This is a genomic window from Curtobacterium sp. BRD11 (genome assembly GCF_031844345.1).
Classification (GTDB): Bacteria; Actinomycetota; Actinomycetes; order Actinomycetales; family Microbacteriaceae; genus Curtobacterium.
Window position 1 is genome coordinate 52,419 of the sequence record NZ_JAUZUZ010000004.1, and the last position, 17,026, is coordinate 69,444.

General features: G+C 71.7%; 14 protein-coding genes. 4 read left to right on the plus strand and 10 right to left on the minus strand.

The features are described from left to right. Positions 1-196 precede the first annotated feature (196 nt). Positions 197-2,257 carry a transglycosylase domain-containing protein gene (locus Q9R28_RS10290; protein WP_311206026.1) on the plus strand — a complete coding sequence of 687 codons (2,061 nt, stop codon included), beginning with the start codon at positions 197-199 and terminating at the stop codon, positions 2,255-2,257. An 81-nt stretch (positions 2,258-2,338) separates the two neighbouring features. Here the strand turns inward: Q9R28_RS10290 and Q9R28_RS10295 are convergent, their stop codons facing one another. The 4 genes from Q9R28_RS10295 to Q9R28_RS10310 form a co-directional block, all read right to left on the minus strand. Then, on the minus strand, positions 2,339-3,364 hold the full coding sequence (locus Q9R28_RS10295; protein WP_311206027.1) for an ABC transporter substrate-binding protein: 1,026 nt from the start codon (positions 3,362-3,364) through the stop codon (positions 2,339-2,341). Between the two features lie 73 nt (positions 3,365-3,437). After that, positions 3,438-4,358: an ABC transporter ATP-binding protein gene (locus tag Q9R28_RS10300; RefSeq protein WP_311206028.1), complete on the minus strand. Its 921-nt coding sequence runs from the start codon at positions 4,356-4,358 to the stop codon at positions 3,438-3,440. Continuing rightward, a complete protein-coding gene (locus Q9R28_RS10305) occupies positions 4,355-5,476 on the minus strand; it encodes an iron ABC transporter permease (RefSeq protein WP_209685674.1) in 1,122 nt (373 codons plus the stop codon). The genes Q9R28_RS10300 and Q9R28_RS10305 overlap by 4 nt, the downstream gene beginning before the upstream one ends. Further along, positions 5,473-6,552 (minus strand): iron ABC transporter permease, encoded by a 1,080-nt coding sequence (locus Q9R28_RS10310; RefSeq protein ID WP_235426357.1) that lies wholly within the window; start codon positions 6,550-6,552, stop codon positions 5,473-5,475. The genes Q9R28_RS10305 and Q9R28_RS10310 overlap by 4 nt, the downstream gene beginning before the upstream one ends. A 29-nt stretch (positions 6,553-6,581) precedes the next feature. On the opposite strand from Q9R28_RS10310, the gene Q9R28_RS10315 reads away from it, so the two are divergent. Together Q9R28_RS10315 and Q9R28_RS10320 are read left to right on the plus strand one after the other, a co-directional pair. Continuing rightward, complete coding sequence (locus Q9R28_RS10315; protein WP_066655700.1) at positions 6,582-7,409, plus strand: siderophore-interacting protein; 828 nt, start codon at positions 6,582-6,584, stop codon at positions 7,407-7,409. A gap of 23 nt (positions 7,410-7,432) precedes the next feature. Continuing rightward, positions 7,433-7,810 carry a VOC family protein gene (locus Q9R28_RS10320; RefSeq protein WP_066655697.1) on the plus strand — a complete coding sequence of 126 codons (378 nt, stop codon included), beginning with the start codon at positions 7,433-7,435 and terminating at the stop codon, positions 7,808-7,810. Positions 7,811-8,036: 226 nt separating this feature from the next. Here Q9R28_RS10320 and Q9R28_RS10325 read toward each other — a convergent pair whose 3' ends face one another. From Q9R28_RS10325 to Q9R28_RS10335, 3 genes are all read right to left on the minus strand, one after another. Then, positions 8,037-8,954: a carbohydrate ABC transporter permease gene (locus Q9R28_RS10325; protein ID WP_066655694.1), complete on the minus strand. Its 918-nt coding sequence runs from the start codon at positions 8,952-8,954 to the stop codon at positions 8,037-8,039. A gap of 1 nt (position 8,955) precedes the next feature. Continuing rightward, the gene (locus tag Q9R28_RS10330; protein ID WP_066655692.1) at positions 8,956-9,852 is read right to left on the minus strand and encodes a carbohydrate ABC transporter permease; all 897 of its coding nucleotides are present in this window, start codon (positions 9,850-9,852) and stop codon (positions 8,956-8,958) included. 123 nt (positions 9,853-9,975) lie between these two features. Further along, entirely contained in the window at positions 9,976-11,343 is a 1,368-nt protein-coding gene (locus tag Q9R28_RS10335) for an extracellular solute-binding protein (protein WP_209685680.1), read from the minus strand. Positions 11,344-11,574: 231 nt separating this feature from the next. On the opposite strand from Q9R28_RS10335, the gene Q9R28_RS10340 reads away from it, so the two are divergent. Continuing rightward, entirely contained in the window at positions 11,575-13,077 is a 1,503-nt protein-coding gene (locus Q9R28_RS10340) for an alpha-N-arabinofuranosidase (protein WP_251154527.1), read from the plus strand. A gap of 269 nt (positions 13,078-13,346) precedes the next feature. On the opposite strand, the gene Q9R28_RS10345 is transcribed toward Q9R28_RS10340, so the two are convergent. The 3 genes from Q9R28_RS10345 to Q9R28_RS10355 form a co-directional block, all read right to left on the minus strand. Further along, positions 13,347-14,855, minus strand: a complete 1,509-nt coding sequence (locus tag Q9R28_RS10345) for a GNAT family N-acetyltransferase (RefSeq protein WP_251154528.1) — start codon at positions 14,853-14,855, stop codon at positions 13,347-13,349. Between the two features lie 70 nt (positions 14,856-14,925). Beyond that, a complete protein-coding gene (locus tag Q9R28_RS10350) occupies positions 14,926-15,783 on the minus strand; it encodes a 3-hydroxyacyl-CoA dehydrogenase (protein ID WP_311206029.1) in 858 nt (285 codons plus the stop codon). 63 nt (positions 15,784-15,846) lie between these two features. Beyond that, positions 15,847-16,875, minus strand: a complete 1,029-nt coding sequence (locus Q9R28_RS10355) for a LacI family DNA-binding transcriptional regulator (RefSeq protein WP_311206030.1) — start codon at positions 16,873-16,875, stop codon at positions 15,847-15,849. Positions 16,876-17,026 lie beyond the last annotated feature (151 nt).

The following is a 17,026-nucleotide window of genomic DNA, read 5'->3' on the forward strand; positions in this document are numbered from 1 at the left end:
ACGGTCACGACGCGGTCACGGTCGGGTCACGGGACGGTGACGGCGGGAGCCCCTGCGGTAACGATCCGTACCGACTCGGTCCTTTCCCAGCGGTCGTGCCGGTTCTGCCCGGGGAACCCCGGGCAGACGTCCGAACAGCGTTGGGAGGGTCACCCGACGCCTCCGGACGACGGGGGCGGGACGACGAGGGGGAGACATGACGATGCGACGTGCGACCGGGGCAGCCCTGGGCTTCGTCGGCGGCAGCGTGCTGGCGGGGCTGCTGGTCGGGGTCGGGGTGACACCGGTGCTCGCGGTGGCCGGCGTGGGGACGACCTCGGCGATCGACCTGTTCGACTCGATGCCGGAGTACATCGAGATCGGTGACCTGCCCGAGCGCAACGAGATCTGGGCGTACCAGGGCGGACAGCCCGTGCACCTGGTCGACGTGTGGGACCAGAACCGCCAGGAGCTGTCGCTCGACCAGATCAGCGACACCCTCGAGCACGCCGCGATCGACGGCGAGGACAAGCGCTTCCGCGAGACGGGCGGCGTCGACCCGACGAGCCTGGTGCGGTCGGTCGCGAGCGTCATCGCCTCAGGCGGGCAGGGCGGGTCCGGTGGCTCCACCATCACGATGCAGCTCGTGCGGAACATCAAGATCCAGCAGGCGAGCGAACTGCCGACCGCCGAGGAGCGCGAGGCCGGCTACCGCGAGGCGACGAAGAAGAGCCCGGAGCGCAAGCTCGCCGAGGTGAAGCTGGCGATCGGACTCGCGAAGGAGTACTCGAAGGACGAGATCCTCGCCGCCTACCTGAACATCGCGTACTTCGGCGACCAGACCTACGGTGTGCAGGCAGCCGCGCAGCGGTACTACGGCAAGGACGCCTCCGACCTGACCCCGGCCGAGGCCGCGTCGCTGATCGCCATCGTGCAGTGGCCCGAGCGCCGCGACCTGTCGACGCCCGAGCACCACGCCGACAACCAGGCACGGCGGGACGTCATCCTCCGCTCGATGCACGAGCAGGGGCACCTGGGCGACGCGGACCTCGCGACGGCGCTCGCGTCCCGTCCCGCCGACTACGTCCGCCTCACGGCGCCGCAGCAGGGGTGCGAGTCGGCGGTGCGCGGCGCGGAGTTCTTCTGCGCGTACGCCGAACAGGTGGCGAAGGAGCTGCCGCAGCTCGGCGCCGACCCCGGTGCCCGCGCCGCCGCGTGGCGCACGGGCGGGTACCGGGTGCAGACCACCCTCGACCTCGACCTCAACACCCAGCAGAAGGACCTGCTCGCCCTGCACGACCCGGCGACCGAGAGCCGGCTCGCCCTCGGTGCGACGCTCGACACCGTCGAGGCGGGCACCGGTCGCGTGCTGACGATGGCGCAGAACAAGGACTTCGACCGGTCGGCCGACGCCCCGGCGACGGCGACCTCGCTCAACTACGCCACCGACGAGTCGAACGGCGGCTCGAAGGGGTTCCAGGTCGGCTCGACCTACAAGATGTTCACGCTGCTGCAGTGGCTCGTGTCCGGCCGGAGCCCCGACACGGTGGTGGACGGGACGCGGAAGGCTCGCGCCACGTGGACGCAGTGCGGGCAGCGGGTCACGCTGGACACCCCGTACGACCCGAAGAACGACTCGCCGGGGCAGACCGGGCCGTACTCGGTCCGCGCGGCGACGGCCCAGTCGGTGAACGCGGCCTACGCGGACATGGCGTCGCAGCTCGATCTCTGCGACATCCGCGACACCGCCGCGCGACTGGGTGTCCACCCGGCGACGGGTGGGGAGCTCCCGGCGAACCCGGCGGCGATCCTCGGGACGACGAGCATCGCACCGCTGACGATGGCGGCCGCCTACGCCGGGATCGCGAACGGCGGCGTGTACTGCGCCCCGGTCGTCGTCGACCAGGTCACCGGGCCGGACGGGACGGCCCTCGGTGGGCAGCCGCGGTCCTGCACGCAGGCGGTGTCGGCGTCGGTCGCGGCCGAGGCGTTCGCGGTGATGCAGGGTGCGTTCCGCGGCGGCACGGCGTCGGGTGGGCAGACCCTCGACGGGGCGACGCTGTTCGGCAAGACGGGCACGACCGACGCGGCGGACCAGATCTGGCTCGTCGGCGGGACCTCGCGGGCGGTGACCGCGTACTGGCAGGGCAACACCGACGGCGGGAAGACGAACCTGCGGTACGTCGGGAGCGGCCAGGGCGGCACCTACGCCGGGTCCCGGGCGGACGTGTGGCGGCAGGCGCAGACGGCGGTGAACGCGGCGCTGCCCGCCGGCTGATCGTCCGCTGCGGAGCGACCCCGTGACGGACGGGAGGCGCGGTGCCAGCCGGCACCGCGCCTCCCGTCCGCACGTGGGTCGCTACGAGACCTTCTTGCTGTCCTCGAGCCAGCCCGCGAGCTTCGTCATGTAGTCCGCCTGCGACGCGTAGTCGAGCGCCGGGAAGGTCCAGCTGTGGACCTGGCCCGCCTCGAGCGCGGCGTTGTCGGCGAAGGTCGGCTGCTTCTCGAGGTCCGCGACCTGGTAGCCCTGCTGCGACAGCAGGAGCACGTCACCGGTGATCTGCCCCGCGTTCTCCCACGAGTAGACGCCCCAGTAGAAGCCCTTCGGCTTCGGGTCCACGAAGTCGACACCGAACGACGAGTACATCTGCAGGCTCGGCTCGTCGCTCGGGCGGGTGACGTACGCGCCGGAGCCGTCGGCGAACATCGACACCACGGAGACGTCGCTCGACTTCGCGGCCTGCTCGAGGGTGTCCTCGGCCGCGTCGAAGCGGTCCTCGGCGGCCTGGACCTTCGACTCGGGGGCACCGAGCGACTCGGCCAGGTCGGCGATGGTCTCGATGACGTCCTCGCCCTTGCCGCCCCACTTCACCTGGACGACGGGTGCGATCGCCTCGACCTGCTGCTGCTGCTCCTTGTCCTTGAAGCCGTAGCCGGGCTGGGTCGTGTCGAGCGTGCCCTGCTCGTCCTTCGGGTACACCGACGTGACGACGAGGTCGGGCTTCAGGGCCGCGAGCTCCTCGAGGTCGATGTCGCCGTACGCCTCGCCGAGCTGGGTGATGCCGTCGGTGTCGAGGTCGGCGAACCGCTTGTCCTTCGCCATCGTCAGCTGGCCGAATGTGCCGACCGGGCGCAGCCCGTACTCGATGAACGAGATGGCGACGTCGTTGAGGACGACGACGCGCTTCGGGGTGCTGTCGGTCTTCACGGTCGTGCCGGTGGCGTCCTCGTACGACCAGGGACCGGAGGCGGCCGAGCCCGTGCCCGCGGTGTCGCCGGAGCCGGCTTCGTCGTTCGCACCGGAGCAGCCGGTGAGGAGGAGGGCCGAGACGGCCACGGAGGTCACGAGGGCGGCGCGCAGGGAGCCGCGGCGGGGGATCTTCACGTTAGGAGAGCCTAACCTAACTCTGAGAGACCCGCCAGCATCGGACGCGAACACGGACCCGGATCGGCGGCGGTCAGGCGCGTGGAGCCTCGTGCTCGTCCGCTTCGTGCTCGTCTGCTTCGTGCTCGTCGGCTTCGGGCACGATCATCGGCGCGCCGGTGACCGGGTCCGGCACGACGCGGGCGTGCAGCCCGAAGGCGGTCTGCAGCACGGCGGGTGTCAGGACGTCCTGCGGCGTGCCGTCGGCGACGACACCGCCGTCGTGCAGCACGACGAGTCGGTCCGAGTACCGCGCCGCGAGCGTCAGGTCGTGCAGCACCATCACGACGGTCGACCCCTGCTCGCGGTTCAGGCGCCGCACGAGCCGGAGCACGTCGAGCTGGTGCGCGAGGTCGAGGTACGTCGTCGGTTCGTCGAGCAGCAGGGTCTCCGCCTGCTGCGCCACCACGAGGGCGATCCAGGCGCGCTGCCGCTGGCCGCCGGACAGGCTCGCGACGTCGCGGTGCGCGACGTCGGTCAGCCCGGTCGCCGCGATGGCCTGCTCGGCGACGTCGGCGTCGTCGGCCGTCCACGGCTTCGCCCACGACTGGTGCGGGTTCCGTCCGCGCATCACGAGGTCGAGGACACTCGTGCCGGCGGGAGCCACCGGCGTCTGCGGCAGGATCGCGAGCCGCCGGGCGACGGCGCGGTTCGGCTCCCGGCGGATGGGGGAGCCGTCCAGCAGCACCTCGCCCGACTGTGGCTTCAGCACGCGGCCGAACGCCTTGAGGAGCGTCGACTTCCCGCACCCGTTCGCGCCGAGGAACGTCGTCACCGTCCCGCGCTCGATCCGCAGGTCCAGGTCGCGGAGGACGGGGTCGCGGTCGTAGCCGACGGACAGTCCGCGGGCCTCGAGGACGGGAGGCACGGTGCCGGTCGAGGCGCCGCCCGCGCTCCGGTCGGTGGTCGCGTCCGGTGCGCCCGCGGTCCTGCCGTCGGTCGTGGTGGCGGTCATCGGGACATCTCCTTGCGGTGGCGGACGAGGAGCCAGATCAGGTACGGGGCCCCGACGACGGTGGTCACGATGCCGACGGGCACCTGCCACGGGAAGGCGGAGCGCGCGAGCAGGTCGGCGCCGAGGACGAGGACCGTCCCGAGCGCCCCCGCGAGCAGCAGTGGCGGACGGTTCGTCCCGGCCAGCCGCAGGGCCACCTGGGGGACGACGAACGCGACGAAGCCGATCGGTCCGGCGGCGGCGACGGCGGCGGCGGTGAGGACGACCGCCAGGGCGAGGACGAGCAGCCGGTGGCGCTGCACGCCGAGTCCGACGCCGGTCGCGACCTCGTCGCCGAGCTGCCCGATGCCGAGCGCGGCGCTGGTGGCGAGGGCGATCGGGACGCAGACCGCTGCGACGAGCAGGAGCGGCCAGACCGTCGTCCACGAGGTGCTCGACAGGCTGCCGACGAGCCACTGCGACGCCGCCGTGGCGACGGTGATCTTCGCGCGGACGAGCAGGTAGCTCGTCACGGCGTCGAGCGTCGCGCTCACCCCGATGCCGACGAGCACCAACCGGTAGCTCTGCACGCCGCCCCGCCAGCCGAGGCCGTACACGGCGGCCGCGGCGACGAGTGCGCCGATCGTCGCCGCCACCGGGATGCCGCCGCTCAGGACGACCGCCGACACCGAGTAGGTGCCACCGCCGAGCACGATCGCGGCGACCGCGCCGACGCTCGCTCCCGAGGTCACGCCGATGATGTCCGGCGTGCCGAGCGGGTTCCGGGTCACCGTCTGGGTCAGCGCGCCGGCCGTCCCGAGCACCAGGCCGACCAGGGCGCCGGTGAGCACGCGGGGGAGTCGGAGCGTGGTGACGATGAAGCCCTCGGGGCCGTCCTCGGCGCCGAGCAGTGCGCGGACGACGGTGCCCGGCGCGATGAACGTGCTGCCGACCGCGACGCCGAGCACCACCAGGGCCAGGGCGACGGCGAGCGAACCGACCGTCCAGCCGAGCACCCGCGGACGCCAGGCGAGTCCGACCGGGCCGATCCGGACACCACGGCGACCGGCGGGCGGACGGTCCGTGCCGGACGGTACCGCGCGCTCGGCCTCGAGCCGTCCGTCCGTGGCGGCGCTCACAGGGACACCAGCGATCGGCGACGGGCGACGGCGACGAAGACCGGACCGCCGAGCACGGCGAGCACGATGCCGACCTCGACCTCGGAGAACCCGCCGACCAGTCGGCCCACCACGTCGGCGACGAGCACGAGTGCAGCGCCGACGAGTGCCGACACGGGGAGCGTCCAGCGGTGCCCGGTCCCGACCAGGGCGCGGGCGACGTGCGGCACCGTGAGGCCGACGAAGCCGATCGGTCCGGCGGCGGCGGTGGCACCGGCCGCCAGGAGCGTGATGCCGCCGAGCCCGACGAGCCGGGCGACGAGCACGTTCTCGCCGAGGCCCTTCGCCAGCTCGGCGCCGAGCCCCAGGGCGTCGAGGGCGCGGGTGTTCCAGACCGCGAGCACGGCGCCGACGAGCAGGAACGGTGCCGCGGCCACGAGCACGTCGAGCTGCCGGGAGGCGAGCGACCCGACCACCCACAGGCGGTAGGCGTCGAGGGAGTCCTGGTCGGTCAGGACGATGAACGACGTGATCGCCCCGAGCAGGGCGGAGACGGCGGCCCCGGCCAGGGCGAGGGGCACGGGGCTCGCGGTGCCGCTGCCGGCGACGGTCACCGAGAACACGACGACGCTCGCGACGACGGCCCCGACGAGGGCGAACCAGACGGTGGCCCCGGTGCTCGTCACCCCGAAGACGTACACGCCGAGCACGACCGCGAGCCCGGCGCCGGAGGAGACGCCGAACAGCCCGGGGTCGGCGAGCGGGTTCCGGGTGTGGCCCTGCATGAGGAGCCCGGCGATGCCGAGCGCTGCGCCGACGGCCGCCCCGATCAGGGTGCGCGGGATGCGGGAACCCCAGACGACGGCCTCGGCGGTGCTCGATCCGCTGCGCGTCAGCCCCGCGAGCACCTGGTCGACGCCGAGCCGGTTGCTCCCGAGGAGCATGCTCGCGACCGCGGCGACGACGAGCGCGACGACCAGGGCCACGACCACCAGCAGCCGACGACGGACGGCCCGGCGGTGCACGCCGTCGGCACGCGGCGGGGCCTCGCTCCGGGCGGCCCGGTCGGGCGTCAGGACGGTTTCGGGGGATGGCACGCAGGCCAGCTTAGGGTAGCCTTCCCTTCATGGCGAAGATCCCGCGGCTCATGCCCGAGGCACCCCGGCTCTTCCGTGCTCGGGTGCTCCGCTCCGTCCGGCACACCCCGTCGGTGCAGCGGGTCACCGTGACGGGCGACGACCTGCACGAGTTCCCGTTCCTCGGCTTCGACCACTGGTTCCGCCTGTTCGTGCCGCGCCCCGACCAGGACGCCTTCCGGATGCCCGACCTGGACGGTCGCCGCTGGTGGCCGTCGTTCCTCGCCATCCCCGAGGACGTCCGTCCCCACTGCGCGAACTACACGGTCGCGGCCTTCCGTCCCGAGGTCGGCGAGCTCGACGTCGACTTCGTCGTGCACTGCGACGCCGACGGCGAGCCCGAGGGCCGCGCGGCGATCTGGGCCTGCGGTGCCCGTCCCGGTGACGAGCTCGCGATGCTCGACCAGGGCTGCATCTTCGACTGCCCGGACGACGCCGGCGAGGTCGTCGTCGCCGCCGAGGAGACCGGCCTGCCCGCCGTCGTCGGCATCGCGGCGTCGCTGCCGCGCGACGCCGTCGGCCGCATCATCCAGGAGGTCCCGACCGCCGCCGACGTCCGCGTGCTCGACGCCCCGGTCGGTGTCACGGTGACGTGGATCGTCCGGGCGGACACCGAGCACGACGTCCCCGGACGCGCGGCGCTCGCCGAACTGCAGCGGTACGTGCCCGCCGACGACCGCGGGTACGCCTTCGTGGTCGGGGAGTCGCGGCTCGCGACCGAGGGCCGGCGACACCTGCACCGTGCCGGTCTGCCGAAGACCCGGATCACCTTCTCCGGGTTCTGGAAGCACGACGCGCGCCAGGTCGTCCCCGCCTGAACGTCCCCGCGTAGCGTGCGGGCATGAGCAGTCGACTGAGCGAACTCGTGCTGAACTGCCGCGACCCCGAGGCGTTGTCGCGCTTCTGGTGCGCGGTCCTGGACTACGTCGAACTCGGGAAGGACGACGACGGCATCGAGATCGGGCCCGCATCGGGCTTCGGCGGCGCGACCCCGACGATCATCCTCAACCGGGTCGAGCACGCGCCGACCCAGACCCTGCGGCTCCACCTCGACCTCTCGCCGGTGGATCGCGACCAGGAGGCCGAACTCGAGCGGCTGCTCGCGCTCGGTGCCCGACCCGCCGACGTCGGACAGACCGGCGAGGAGTCCTGGCACGTGCTGCAGGACCCCGAGGGGAACGAGTTCTGCCTGCTGCGGACGCGGCTCGACCCGCTCTGACCACCTCTCGCGCCGCCCGTTCCTTCCCAAGACAGGCGCGATGCAATGCGATCTCGGGCGTACCTGGTCGTTCAGGAGCACCAGGCACGCCCGCTTCGACCAGGGACGCCCGCTTCGACCAGGCACGCCCGCGTCCACCAGGGACGCCCGGTCCGACCACGCGCACGACGGACGGGAGGCACGGTGCCAGCTGGCACCGTGCCTCCCGTCCGTCGACGCGGAGCGTCTAGCCCTTGAGGCCCGAGCCCGTCACGCCCTCCACGATCTGCCGCTGGAAGACCAGGTAGAGGATGATCAGCGGCAGCGCCGCCAGGATCGCGCCGGCCTGGATGTCGGCGTAGCGCTGCCCGAAGCTGCCCTGCACCGTGGCGAGCCCGACCGGGATCGTCATGAGGTCCGGGTTCGACAGCACGAACAGCGGCAGGAGCAGGTTGTTCCACACCCCGACGAAGGTCAGGATCGCGACCGCGGCGATCACCGGACGGGACAGCGGCATGATCACCGACCAGTAGATCTTCCACATGCCCGCACCGTCGATGCGCGCCGCCTCCTCGAGCTCCTTCGGGATGCCGTCGAAGAACTGCTTGAAGATGAAGACCGCGATCACGGCCGGCACCTGCGGGAAGATCACCGACCAGTACGTGTTGAGCAGGTTGACCGCGTTGAGCTCCTGGAAGATCGGGATGATCAGGACCTGCGTCGGGATCATGATGCCCAGGATGATGAGCAGGAACGCGACGTTCCGGCCGCGGAACGCCAGACGGGACAGCGCGAAGGCCGCCATCGAGGCGAACAGCACCGTCAGCGCCGTGGTGACGAGGCTCGTCACGCCGCTGGCGAGGTACCAGTTCCAGATGTCGCCGGACCGGAACAGCGACGCGTAGGAGTGCAGCGTCGGGTTCCAGTTCGACAGGATCGCGTTCGCGCCCAGGGCCGCGACCCCGTTGTCGGACAGTGACGTCTTCAGGGCGAACAGGCTCGGGATGAGCCAGATGATCGCGAACACCGTCAGGATGATCGCGGCGGCGGTGTTGAAGCCCTTGCCGGAGACGCCGATCTTCGCCGCGTTCGCGGGAGCGGCTGCCGAGACGCCGGAGCGCAGCTTCCGCGGACGCGACGTGGTGATGCTCTCGGTGGCGGTCATGTCAGGCCCCGATCTCTCGCTTGGCGGCAGCGCGCTCGACGAGCTGCCGGATGACCGCGATCGCGACGATCACGATGAACAGGAGCACCGACGCGGCGGACGCGGCGCCGAGACGGTTGTCGGTGAAGCCGACGCCGGTGATGAGCTGCAGCGAGACCTGGGTCGAGATGCCCGGGCCGCCGTTCGTCATCAGGTACACCTGGTCGAAGATCTTCAGGCTCGCGATGATCTGCAGCAGGATGACCAGCGTCGTCGTGCGGCCGAGCAGCGGCAGCGTGATCGACTTGATCTGCTGCCAGCTGGACGCACCGTCGACCGCGGCGGCCTCGTACAGCTCGCGGGGGATCTCCTGCAGGCCGGCCAGGTACAGCACGAAGTTGAAGCCGAGGGTCCACCACACGGTGGCGATCGCGACGCCGATCATGGCCGTGTTCGGGCTCGCGAGCACACCCGCACCCGGGGTCAGGCCGATCGCCTGCTGGATCGAGGCGAAGAGGCCCGTCGCCGGGGTGAAGATGAACACCCAGATGAGCGAGATCGTCGCCGACGGCAGGATGAACGGCAGGAAGAACGCCAGGCGGAAGAACCACTGCCCGCGGTTCATCCGGTTCGTCAGCACGGCGAAGACGAAGGCCAGGATCACCAGCGGCGGCGTCGTGTAGAGCGTGAACTGCAGGGTGTGCCAGAGCGACGACCAGAAGTCGGCGCGACCGAGCATCTCGGCGTAGTTCGCGAAGCCCGCGAAGCTGCCGAGCCCGGTGCGGACGGTCGAGGTGTTGAAGAAGCTCGTGACGATCATCCAGACCGTCGGACCGAGCAGGAAGGCCAGGTAGAACAGGCCGAAGGGCGCGAGGAAGAGCCAGCCGGTGCGGCCCTGTCCCCGGTTGGTGGAGTTCACGCGGGGGCGCGTGCCACGGGTGACCGCGGCAGCGTCCGTGGGTCGGGTGAGAACTGGTGCAGCGGTCACGTCATCGTGCCTTTCGCGCGGTGTTCACGTCGGTCGTCGGGGAGGCGTGCCCGGTCACAGCGGGCTCGGGGTGTTGAGGTAGGTGGCGAGCTGGTCCTTGATGGCCGCGAGCGCCTGGGCGGGCGAGCTGCTGCCCTGCTGCACCAGTGCGAGCTGGGCGCCGACGGTGTTCTCGAAGGTCGAGCCCGATCCGCCGTACCAGGCGGGGTCGTCGAAGACGGCGGACTCGGCTGCCGAGGCGTAGTTGGACTGCGGCTTGAGGTCCTTGAACGCGGTGCTGTCGAACGTGGGCATGTACGCGGGGACGTGCCCGCCCTCGGCCCAGGTCAGGCTCTGCTCGAGCATCTGCTTGATGAAGAGCATGTGCGCCTTGCGCTGCTCGGGCGTCCGGTCCTTCCGCGGCAGGATGAACGTGTGCGAGTCGGCCTGCGTCGCCGGCTTGTCGAACAGCTGCGGGACGGGGACCATGCCGAACTTCAGCCCCTTGATGGACTGCGCGGTGCTGATCTCCCACTCGCCCTGCATGAAGAAGCCCGCCTTGCCGGTGAACATCAGCGTCTGGGCGGTGGCGTAGTCGAGCCCCTTGTTCAGCCAGCCCTCCTTCACCCACTTCTGGGTCATGTCGGTGACCTTCGTGTACGCGTCCTCGTTGACGGTGAGCTTCGCGCCCCCGTCGCTGATGAACGGCGTCGCGCCGTCGATCTGGTTGTACATCGACCAGAAGAAGCGCCACGGGGTCGCGACCTCGCTGACGTTCGCGACGTTGAGCGCGGTGCCGCCGGTGACCTTCGCGACGGCGGCCAGCGCGGCCTCGAAGTTCTCGAGCCCGTTGAGGTCCTTCAGGTTGCCGTCGGAGTCGATGAGCCCGGCCTTCTGGCACACGTCAACGTTGTAGAAGAGCACGAAGGGGTGCGTGTCGAGCGGCACGCAGATGTTCTTGCCGTCGGTCTTCTGCGCGGTCCAGGCCTTCTGGTTGAAGTCGCTGGCGCTCAGGCCGACGCTCGCCAGGTCGTCCTCGGTGATCGGGTCGAGCAGCCCGCCGTCCCAGAGCGGCTTCGCACGGGTCAGGTGGGCGATCGCGACGTCCGGCGGCTTGTTCCCGACGGTGGCCAGTGTGACCTTCGAGTAGTACGGGTTGCCCCAGGCGAACGTCGTCGCCTGCAGCGAGGACGGCCCGCCGTGCTGCTTCGCGTAGCCGGCCTCCATCGTCTGCATACGGACACCGTCGCCACCGCCGAAGAGGTTCCAGAAGACGAGGGTCTCGGGGTTCAGCGGGGCACCGGCGACGCCGGCGGCGAGCGGGCTCGAGCACGCGGCGAGGGGGAGGACCGCGGCGCCGGCGGCTGCACCGGCGAGCAGGGTCCTGCGGGTGAAGGCACCGCCGCGGGACTGCGGGGTGGGTACGGCTGGTCGGATCGGCATGGCATCACTCCATCGGGACGGGCCGAGCGGAGCGGTCGTTGCTCCGTGAGCGCTCACAGTAGCGGCAGGTCCGGGGGTGCGCCACCCCTTTCGTGAAGGTCACGACCGGGGCGCGTCCCCGCTTCCCCATCCGCCCGGAACCCGCTAGCGTTCATGGGGACGTGAGCGCTCACTTTCGTTCCGGGCCGATCACGTCGCACCACGAGCCCCCACGCTGATCAAAGGAGATCCATGCCTCGCACACACCTCGTCCTCGACGCCGCGTTCACCGTGGGGCCGGTGCGCCGTCGCCTGTTCGGTGGGTTCGTCGAGCACCTCGGGCGCCACGTCTACGACGGCATCCACGAGCCGGCACACGAGACCGCCGACGAGCACGGCTTCCGCAAGGACGTCATCGACCTCGTCAAGGAGCTGAACGTCTCCGCGATCCGCTACCCCGGTGGCAACTTCGTCTCCGGCTACAAGTGGGAGGACGGCGTCGGGCCCGTCGAGCAGCGCCCCCGTCGCCTCGACCTCGCCTGGCACTCGACCGAGACCAACGAGGTCGGCCTGCACGAGTTCCAGCACTGGCTCGACGCGGTCGACTCCGAGCTCATGCTCGCCGTGAACCTCGGCACCCGCGGCACGCAGGAGGCCATCGAGCTCCTCGAGTACGCGAACATCGACGCCGGCACCGCGCTCAGCGAGTACCGCCGCTCGAACGGCCGCCAGGAGCCCTTCGCCATCACGATGTGGTGCCTCGGCAACGAGATGGACGGCCCGTGGCAGCTCGGCCACAAGAACGCCGAGGACTACGGCAAGCTCGCCGCCATGACCGCGAAGGCCATGCGACAGATCCAGCCCGACCTCGAGCTGGTCGCCTGCGGTTCGTCCGGCGCCTCGATGCCGACGTTCGGCGAGTGGGAGCGCACGGTCCTCGAGCACACCTACGACGACGTCGACTACATCTCGGCGCACGCCTACTACGAGGAGGACGGCGACATGTCGACGTTCCTCGCCTCGGGCGTCAACATGGACCACTTCATCGACACCGTCACCACCGCGGCGGACCACGTCAAGGCGCACAAGAAGTCGGACAAGCGCATCGACATCTCGTTCGACGAGTGGAACGTCTGGTCGATCAGCAAGTGGAACGAGCAGCAGAAGACCTTCGAGCTGCAGGACTGGCCGGTCGCGCCGCGCCTGCTCGAGGACGTCTACACCGTCGCGGACGCCGTCGTCGTCGGTGGGCTCCTCATCTCGCTGCTCCGGCACGCCGACCGCGTCGCGTCGGCGAGTCTCGCGCAGCTCGTCAACGTCATCGGCCCGATCATGACCGAGCCCGGCGGCCCGGCCTGGCGCCAGACGACGTTCTTCCCGTTCTCGCTCACCTCGAAGCTCGCGAACGGCACGTCGCTGCAGGTCAAGGCCTCGGGTGACACGGTCGACGGCGGCAAGTACGGCGAGGTCCCCGTGGTCGACTCCGCCGCGACGGTCGAGGACGGCAGGGCAGCGGTCTTCCTGGTGAACCGTCACCAGACCGAGTCGACGACCGTCACGATCGACCTGGCCGGCATCGGCGCCGACGGTGACGTCCGCGCGGAGGGCATCTGGGACGACGACGTGCACGCCGTCAACGACCTCGAGGGCCGCGAGCGCGTCGGACTCCGCACGAACGAGACCGTCCGTCGCGACGGCGACACGATCACGATCGAGCTGCCCCCGGTCTCCTGGACCGCGCTGTCGATCGGCTGACCCGACCGCCGACCACGGTCGGCGCACGAACGCCTCGGCGAGCGCTCCGGTGAGCGTCGAGTGAGCACGGAGGGCACCGGCCCGCGCGAGCGGACCGGTGCCCTTCGCTCGTGCCGGAGCATGCCGGAGCGGGCCGGAGCGGGCCGGAGCCTGCCGGCGCGGGCCGGACGGGAGGCGCGGTGCGGTACCGCCACGGACCTCCCGACCCGGGACGTGCCGGACGGGAGGCGCGGTGCGGTCCGGCCGCGAGCCTCCCGTCCGCCGCTCGGTCAGTCCGCGGACGGCCGCATGTCGTAGGTGACCCACGGGGTCGCCGCGGCGACGCGGTCGTAGACCGCCCGCGCGGTCGCGTTGTCCTCGGCGGTGATCCAGCGGACGACGCTCGCGCCCTCGGCAGCGGCGGTGGCCGCCGCCTCGTGCAGCAGTGCCGTCGCGACGCCGCGCCCCCTGGCGTCGGGAGCCGTGAACAGGTCGTCGAGGTACAGGCCGGTCGTCGCCGACGACGGGCGGGCGAACCGTCGGAGGTCGGCGAGCCCGAGCAGGTGGCCGTCGGCGTCCTCGGCGACCAGGCCGGTCAGCCCGTGTGCACCCGTCGACACCCACTGCCAGGTGGTCCGGACGGCCTCGGTGTCCTCCGGCAGTCGGTAGAACGCGCGGTAGCCGGCGTACAGGGCCTGCCACGCAGCGGCGTCCGTCGACCGCACCGGACGGATGCGCACGACCGCGGCGCGCGCTCGGGACCGGATGTCCGTGATCACGGCGGTCTTCGCGTCGGCGTAGGCGTTCGTGTCGTCCCACGACTGCTCCATCAGCGCACGCTTGGTGTCCTCGTACCGCTGCCGGTCGGTGTCGTCGCGGCGGAGCTGGTCGCGGAGCAGCAGGTAGTCGTCGAGCTCGGCAGCGCCGTGCTCGTACACGTGCACGTGCGCGTCGCGCTCGGGCGTGCGGACGAGGCGGTGCCCGGGCTCGCGTACCCGGAGCTCGTAGCCGGCGCCGAGCAGTGGGGTGAGGTACGCGGCCTCGTCGGTGACGTCCGGCACGGCGACCGCGACGTCGACGATCGGCTTCGCGGCGAGTCCCGGCACGGACGTCGAGCCGATGTGCTCGATCGTGACGTGCTGGCCGTCCAGGGCGTGGGCGATCCGTGCACGGTGCTCCTCGTAGCGGGCGGACCAGGCGGGATCGTGGTCCCGGAGCCCGACGGTCAGCGGTTCGGGGCCGCCGACGATGTCCACCTCGGTGACGTCGGGGTGCGCGTGCGCACCGGTGCGGATCCAGTGGTGGAGCAGGGTGTGCCCGTCCGGGTCGACCACGCTGCGCTCGTACCGGCCGCCGGCGTGCTCGATGACCCGGCGGGACGCGGGGTTCGTCGCGTCGCACGTCAGCATGACCTCGGGCAGCCCGCGCTCGGCAGCCGCGCGGACGACCTCGGCGAGCGCCGCGGACGCCAGGCCCCGGCCCCGGGCGGAGGGCCGGACGCCGTACCCGACGTGCCCGCCGTACGACCGGAGGAAGTCGTTGAGCTCGTGCCGCAGCGCGATGCTGCCGAGGTACTCGTCGCCCTCGACGATCCAGCGGTAGGTGCACGTCACGTGGTCGGGGCTGGCCGGGGTCGTCTCCTCGGCCAGGAGCTGGTCGACCCAGCGCTCGAAGCCCGCTCGGTCCTGCAGCGCCGCGGCGTCCCGGATCCCGGCGCCGTCCTGGTGGGCACCGTCCCACTCCTGGAGGGCGCGGCGGAAGGACGGGTAGTACTCGGGGGAGGGGGCGACGAGTTCCATCCCGAGATCCTAGGGGTGCTCACGTCCGGCGTGCGCAACGGCAGGCCTGCTCGCGTCAGGCCTGCTCGCGTCAGCGGTAGCGGTAGAACCCCTCACCCGACTCGACGCCGTACTTGCCCTGGTCGAGGTACTCCGACTGCAGGTACGCGGCCCAGGCCTGCGCGCCGGGCTCGGGGGACGCGCTCGCGACCGCGTGCGCGGTGCGGAGCCCGATGACGTCGTACATGCGGAACGGCCCGACCGGGCTGCCGGTCCCGATCTGCCACGTGGTGTCGATCGTGGCGGGGTCGGCCACCCCGCGGAGCACCAGGCCCGCGGCGGCGTCGAGGAGCGGCACGAGCAGGGAGTTGAGCACGTAGCCCGGCTGCTCCTTGTGCAGGCGGATCGGGACCATGCCGATCTCCTCGGCGAACGTCGCGACGCGCTCGAACACCTCGGGGTCGGTCTGCTCGGTCCCCATCACCTCGGCGGTGTTCTGCCGCCAGACGTGGTTGGCGAAGTGCAGCGCGAGGAAGCGGTCAGGGCGGCCGGTCGCGTCCGCGATCGCGCTCGGCAGCAGGGTCGACGAGTTCGTCGCGAAGACGGTCTCCGCCGGTGCCACCTCGGCGAGCCGGCCGTAGACGTCGCGCTTGGTCTCGAGTCGCTCGGGGACCGCCTCGACGACGAGCTCGGCCCCACCGACGGCCCGGGCGAGGTCGGTGTCGAAGGTGATCCGCGCGACGGCGGCGTCGGCGTCCGGTCGGGCGTCCTGCCCGACGTCGCCGAGGTACTGCTCGACGATGCCCGCGAGTCGCTCACGACCGGCGGCGACCGCGTCCTCGCTGATGTCGTACACGACGACGGGGATGCCGTGTCGGGCGGTCTGGAGGGCGATCTGGGTGCCGAGGACGCCGGCGCCGAGCACGGTGACGGAGCTGAAGGTGGTCATGCTGCCCAGTGTGCTCCCGACCCGTGGGAGTGCGCGGGCGAGCGCCTGACCCGACGCGGGCGCCTAGGCCCGCGGCGGCGGTGCCGTGCTCGCTCGTTCGACCAGGCGCACCGGCACGAGGTCGGTCGACGTGCGGACGGGGGTGCCCTCGATCTGCGCCAGCAGCGTCGCGACCGCCCGCCGCCCGACCTCGTCGAAGGACTGGTGCACGGTGGTCAACGGCGGCCAGAACGACTCCGACTCGGGGAAGTCGTCGAAGCCGACCACGCTGAGGCTCTCCGGCACCGATCGACCGGCCTCGTGCGCCGCCCGGAGGACCCCGAGCGCGGTCTGGTCGTTCACCGCGAAGACGGCGGTGATCTCGGGCCGCGCCGCGATCTCCTGCCCGGCGCGGTGCCCGTCGGCCGTCGACCACCCTGCGGGGAGGACCCGGGGGACGCTGCGGCCCGCGTGCTCGAGCGTCTCGCGCCACGCGACGAGGCGGCGTTCGGCGGAGTACGAGGCGGCGGGTCCGGCGACGTGCCAGACGGTCTCGTGCCCGAGGTCGAGCAGGTGCTGCGTGGCGAGCCGTGCGCCCTCGGCCTGGTCGATGTCGATGGAGGGCCGGTCGGTCGTGCCCGCGGAGTCGACGACCACGAGCGGGACACCGCTCGGCAGCACGACCTCGGCGGTGTCGATGATGTGCGACTCGATGACGATCACGACGCCGTCGACCGCCTGCTCGTGCAGCCGGGAGAGCGCGGTGCGGACGCCCTCGCCGGTGCGCGACGCCATGGGCAGCAGGGTGATGGTGAAGTCCGCGGCGGCCGCAGCGGCCGAGATGGCCTCGAGCGTGCGCATGTTGCCGAACGACGCGAGCGTGAACATGATCACGCCGATGGTCCGGAATCGCCCGGACCGCAGCGCACGCGCCGCACGGTTCGGCCGGTAGCCGAGGTCGTCCATGGCGCGCTGGACCCGGTCCCGGGTGTCCGGGCTGACGTTGTCGAAGCCACGCGCGACGCGCGACACGGTCTGCATCGAGACGCCGGCGGCGTCGGCCACGGCGGCCAGCGACGGCGCACGGCGCGGTGCGGTCAGATCGGTCGACAACGCTGTTCCCTCCGTTCGACTTCCCCGAACGCTAGTGCATGTTGACGTTGCCATGCTACGGTGACGTCGTTCGATGTTGACGTCAACATCGACGTCCTCCGGATCCGTGCCAGCGCAGGCAGGGCACGACCCGTGGGCGCCGTCAGGTGCC

Coding starts and splice junctions, on each gene's coding strand:
- Q9R28_RS10290 (WP_311206026.1), top strand. CDS start 197: ATGACGATGCGACGTGCGACCGGGGCAGCCCTGGGCTTCGTCGGCGGC.
- Q9R28_RS10300 (WP_311206028.1), bottom strand. CDS start 4,358: ATGACCGCCACCACGACCGACGGCAGGACCGCGGGCGCACCGGACGCG.
- Q9R28_RS10315 (WP_066655700.1), top strand. CDS start 6,582: ATGGCGAAGATCCCGCGGCTCATGCCCGAGGCACCCCGGCTCTTCCGT.
- Q9R28_RS10320 (WP_066655697.1), top strand. CDS start 7,433: ATGAGCAGTCGACTGAGCGAACTCGTGCTGAACTGCCGCGACCCCGAG.
- Q9R28_RS10325 (WP_066655694.1), bottom strand. CDS start 8,954: ATGACCGCCACCGAGAGCATCACCACGTCGCGTCCGCGGAAGCTGCGC.
- Q9R28_RS10335 (WP_209685680.1), bottom strand. CDS start 11,343: ATGCCGATCCGACCAGCCGTACCCACCCCGCAGTCCCGCGGCGGTGCC.
- Q9R28_RS10340 (WP_251154527.1), top strand. CDS start 11,575: ATGCCTCGCACACACCTCGTCCTCGACGCCGCGTTCACCGTGGGGCCG.
- Q9R28_RS10345 (WP_251154528.1), bottom strand. CDS start 14,855: ATGGAACTCGTCGCCCCCTCCCCCGAGTACTACCCGTCCTTCCGCCGC.
- Q9R28_RS10350 (WP_311206029.1), bottom strand. CDS start 15,783: ATGACCACCTTCAGCTCCGTCACCGTGCTCGGCGCCGGCGTCCTCGGC.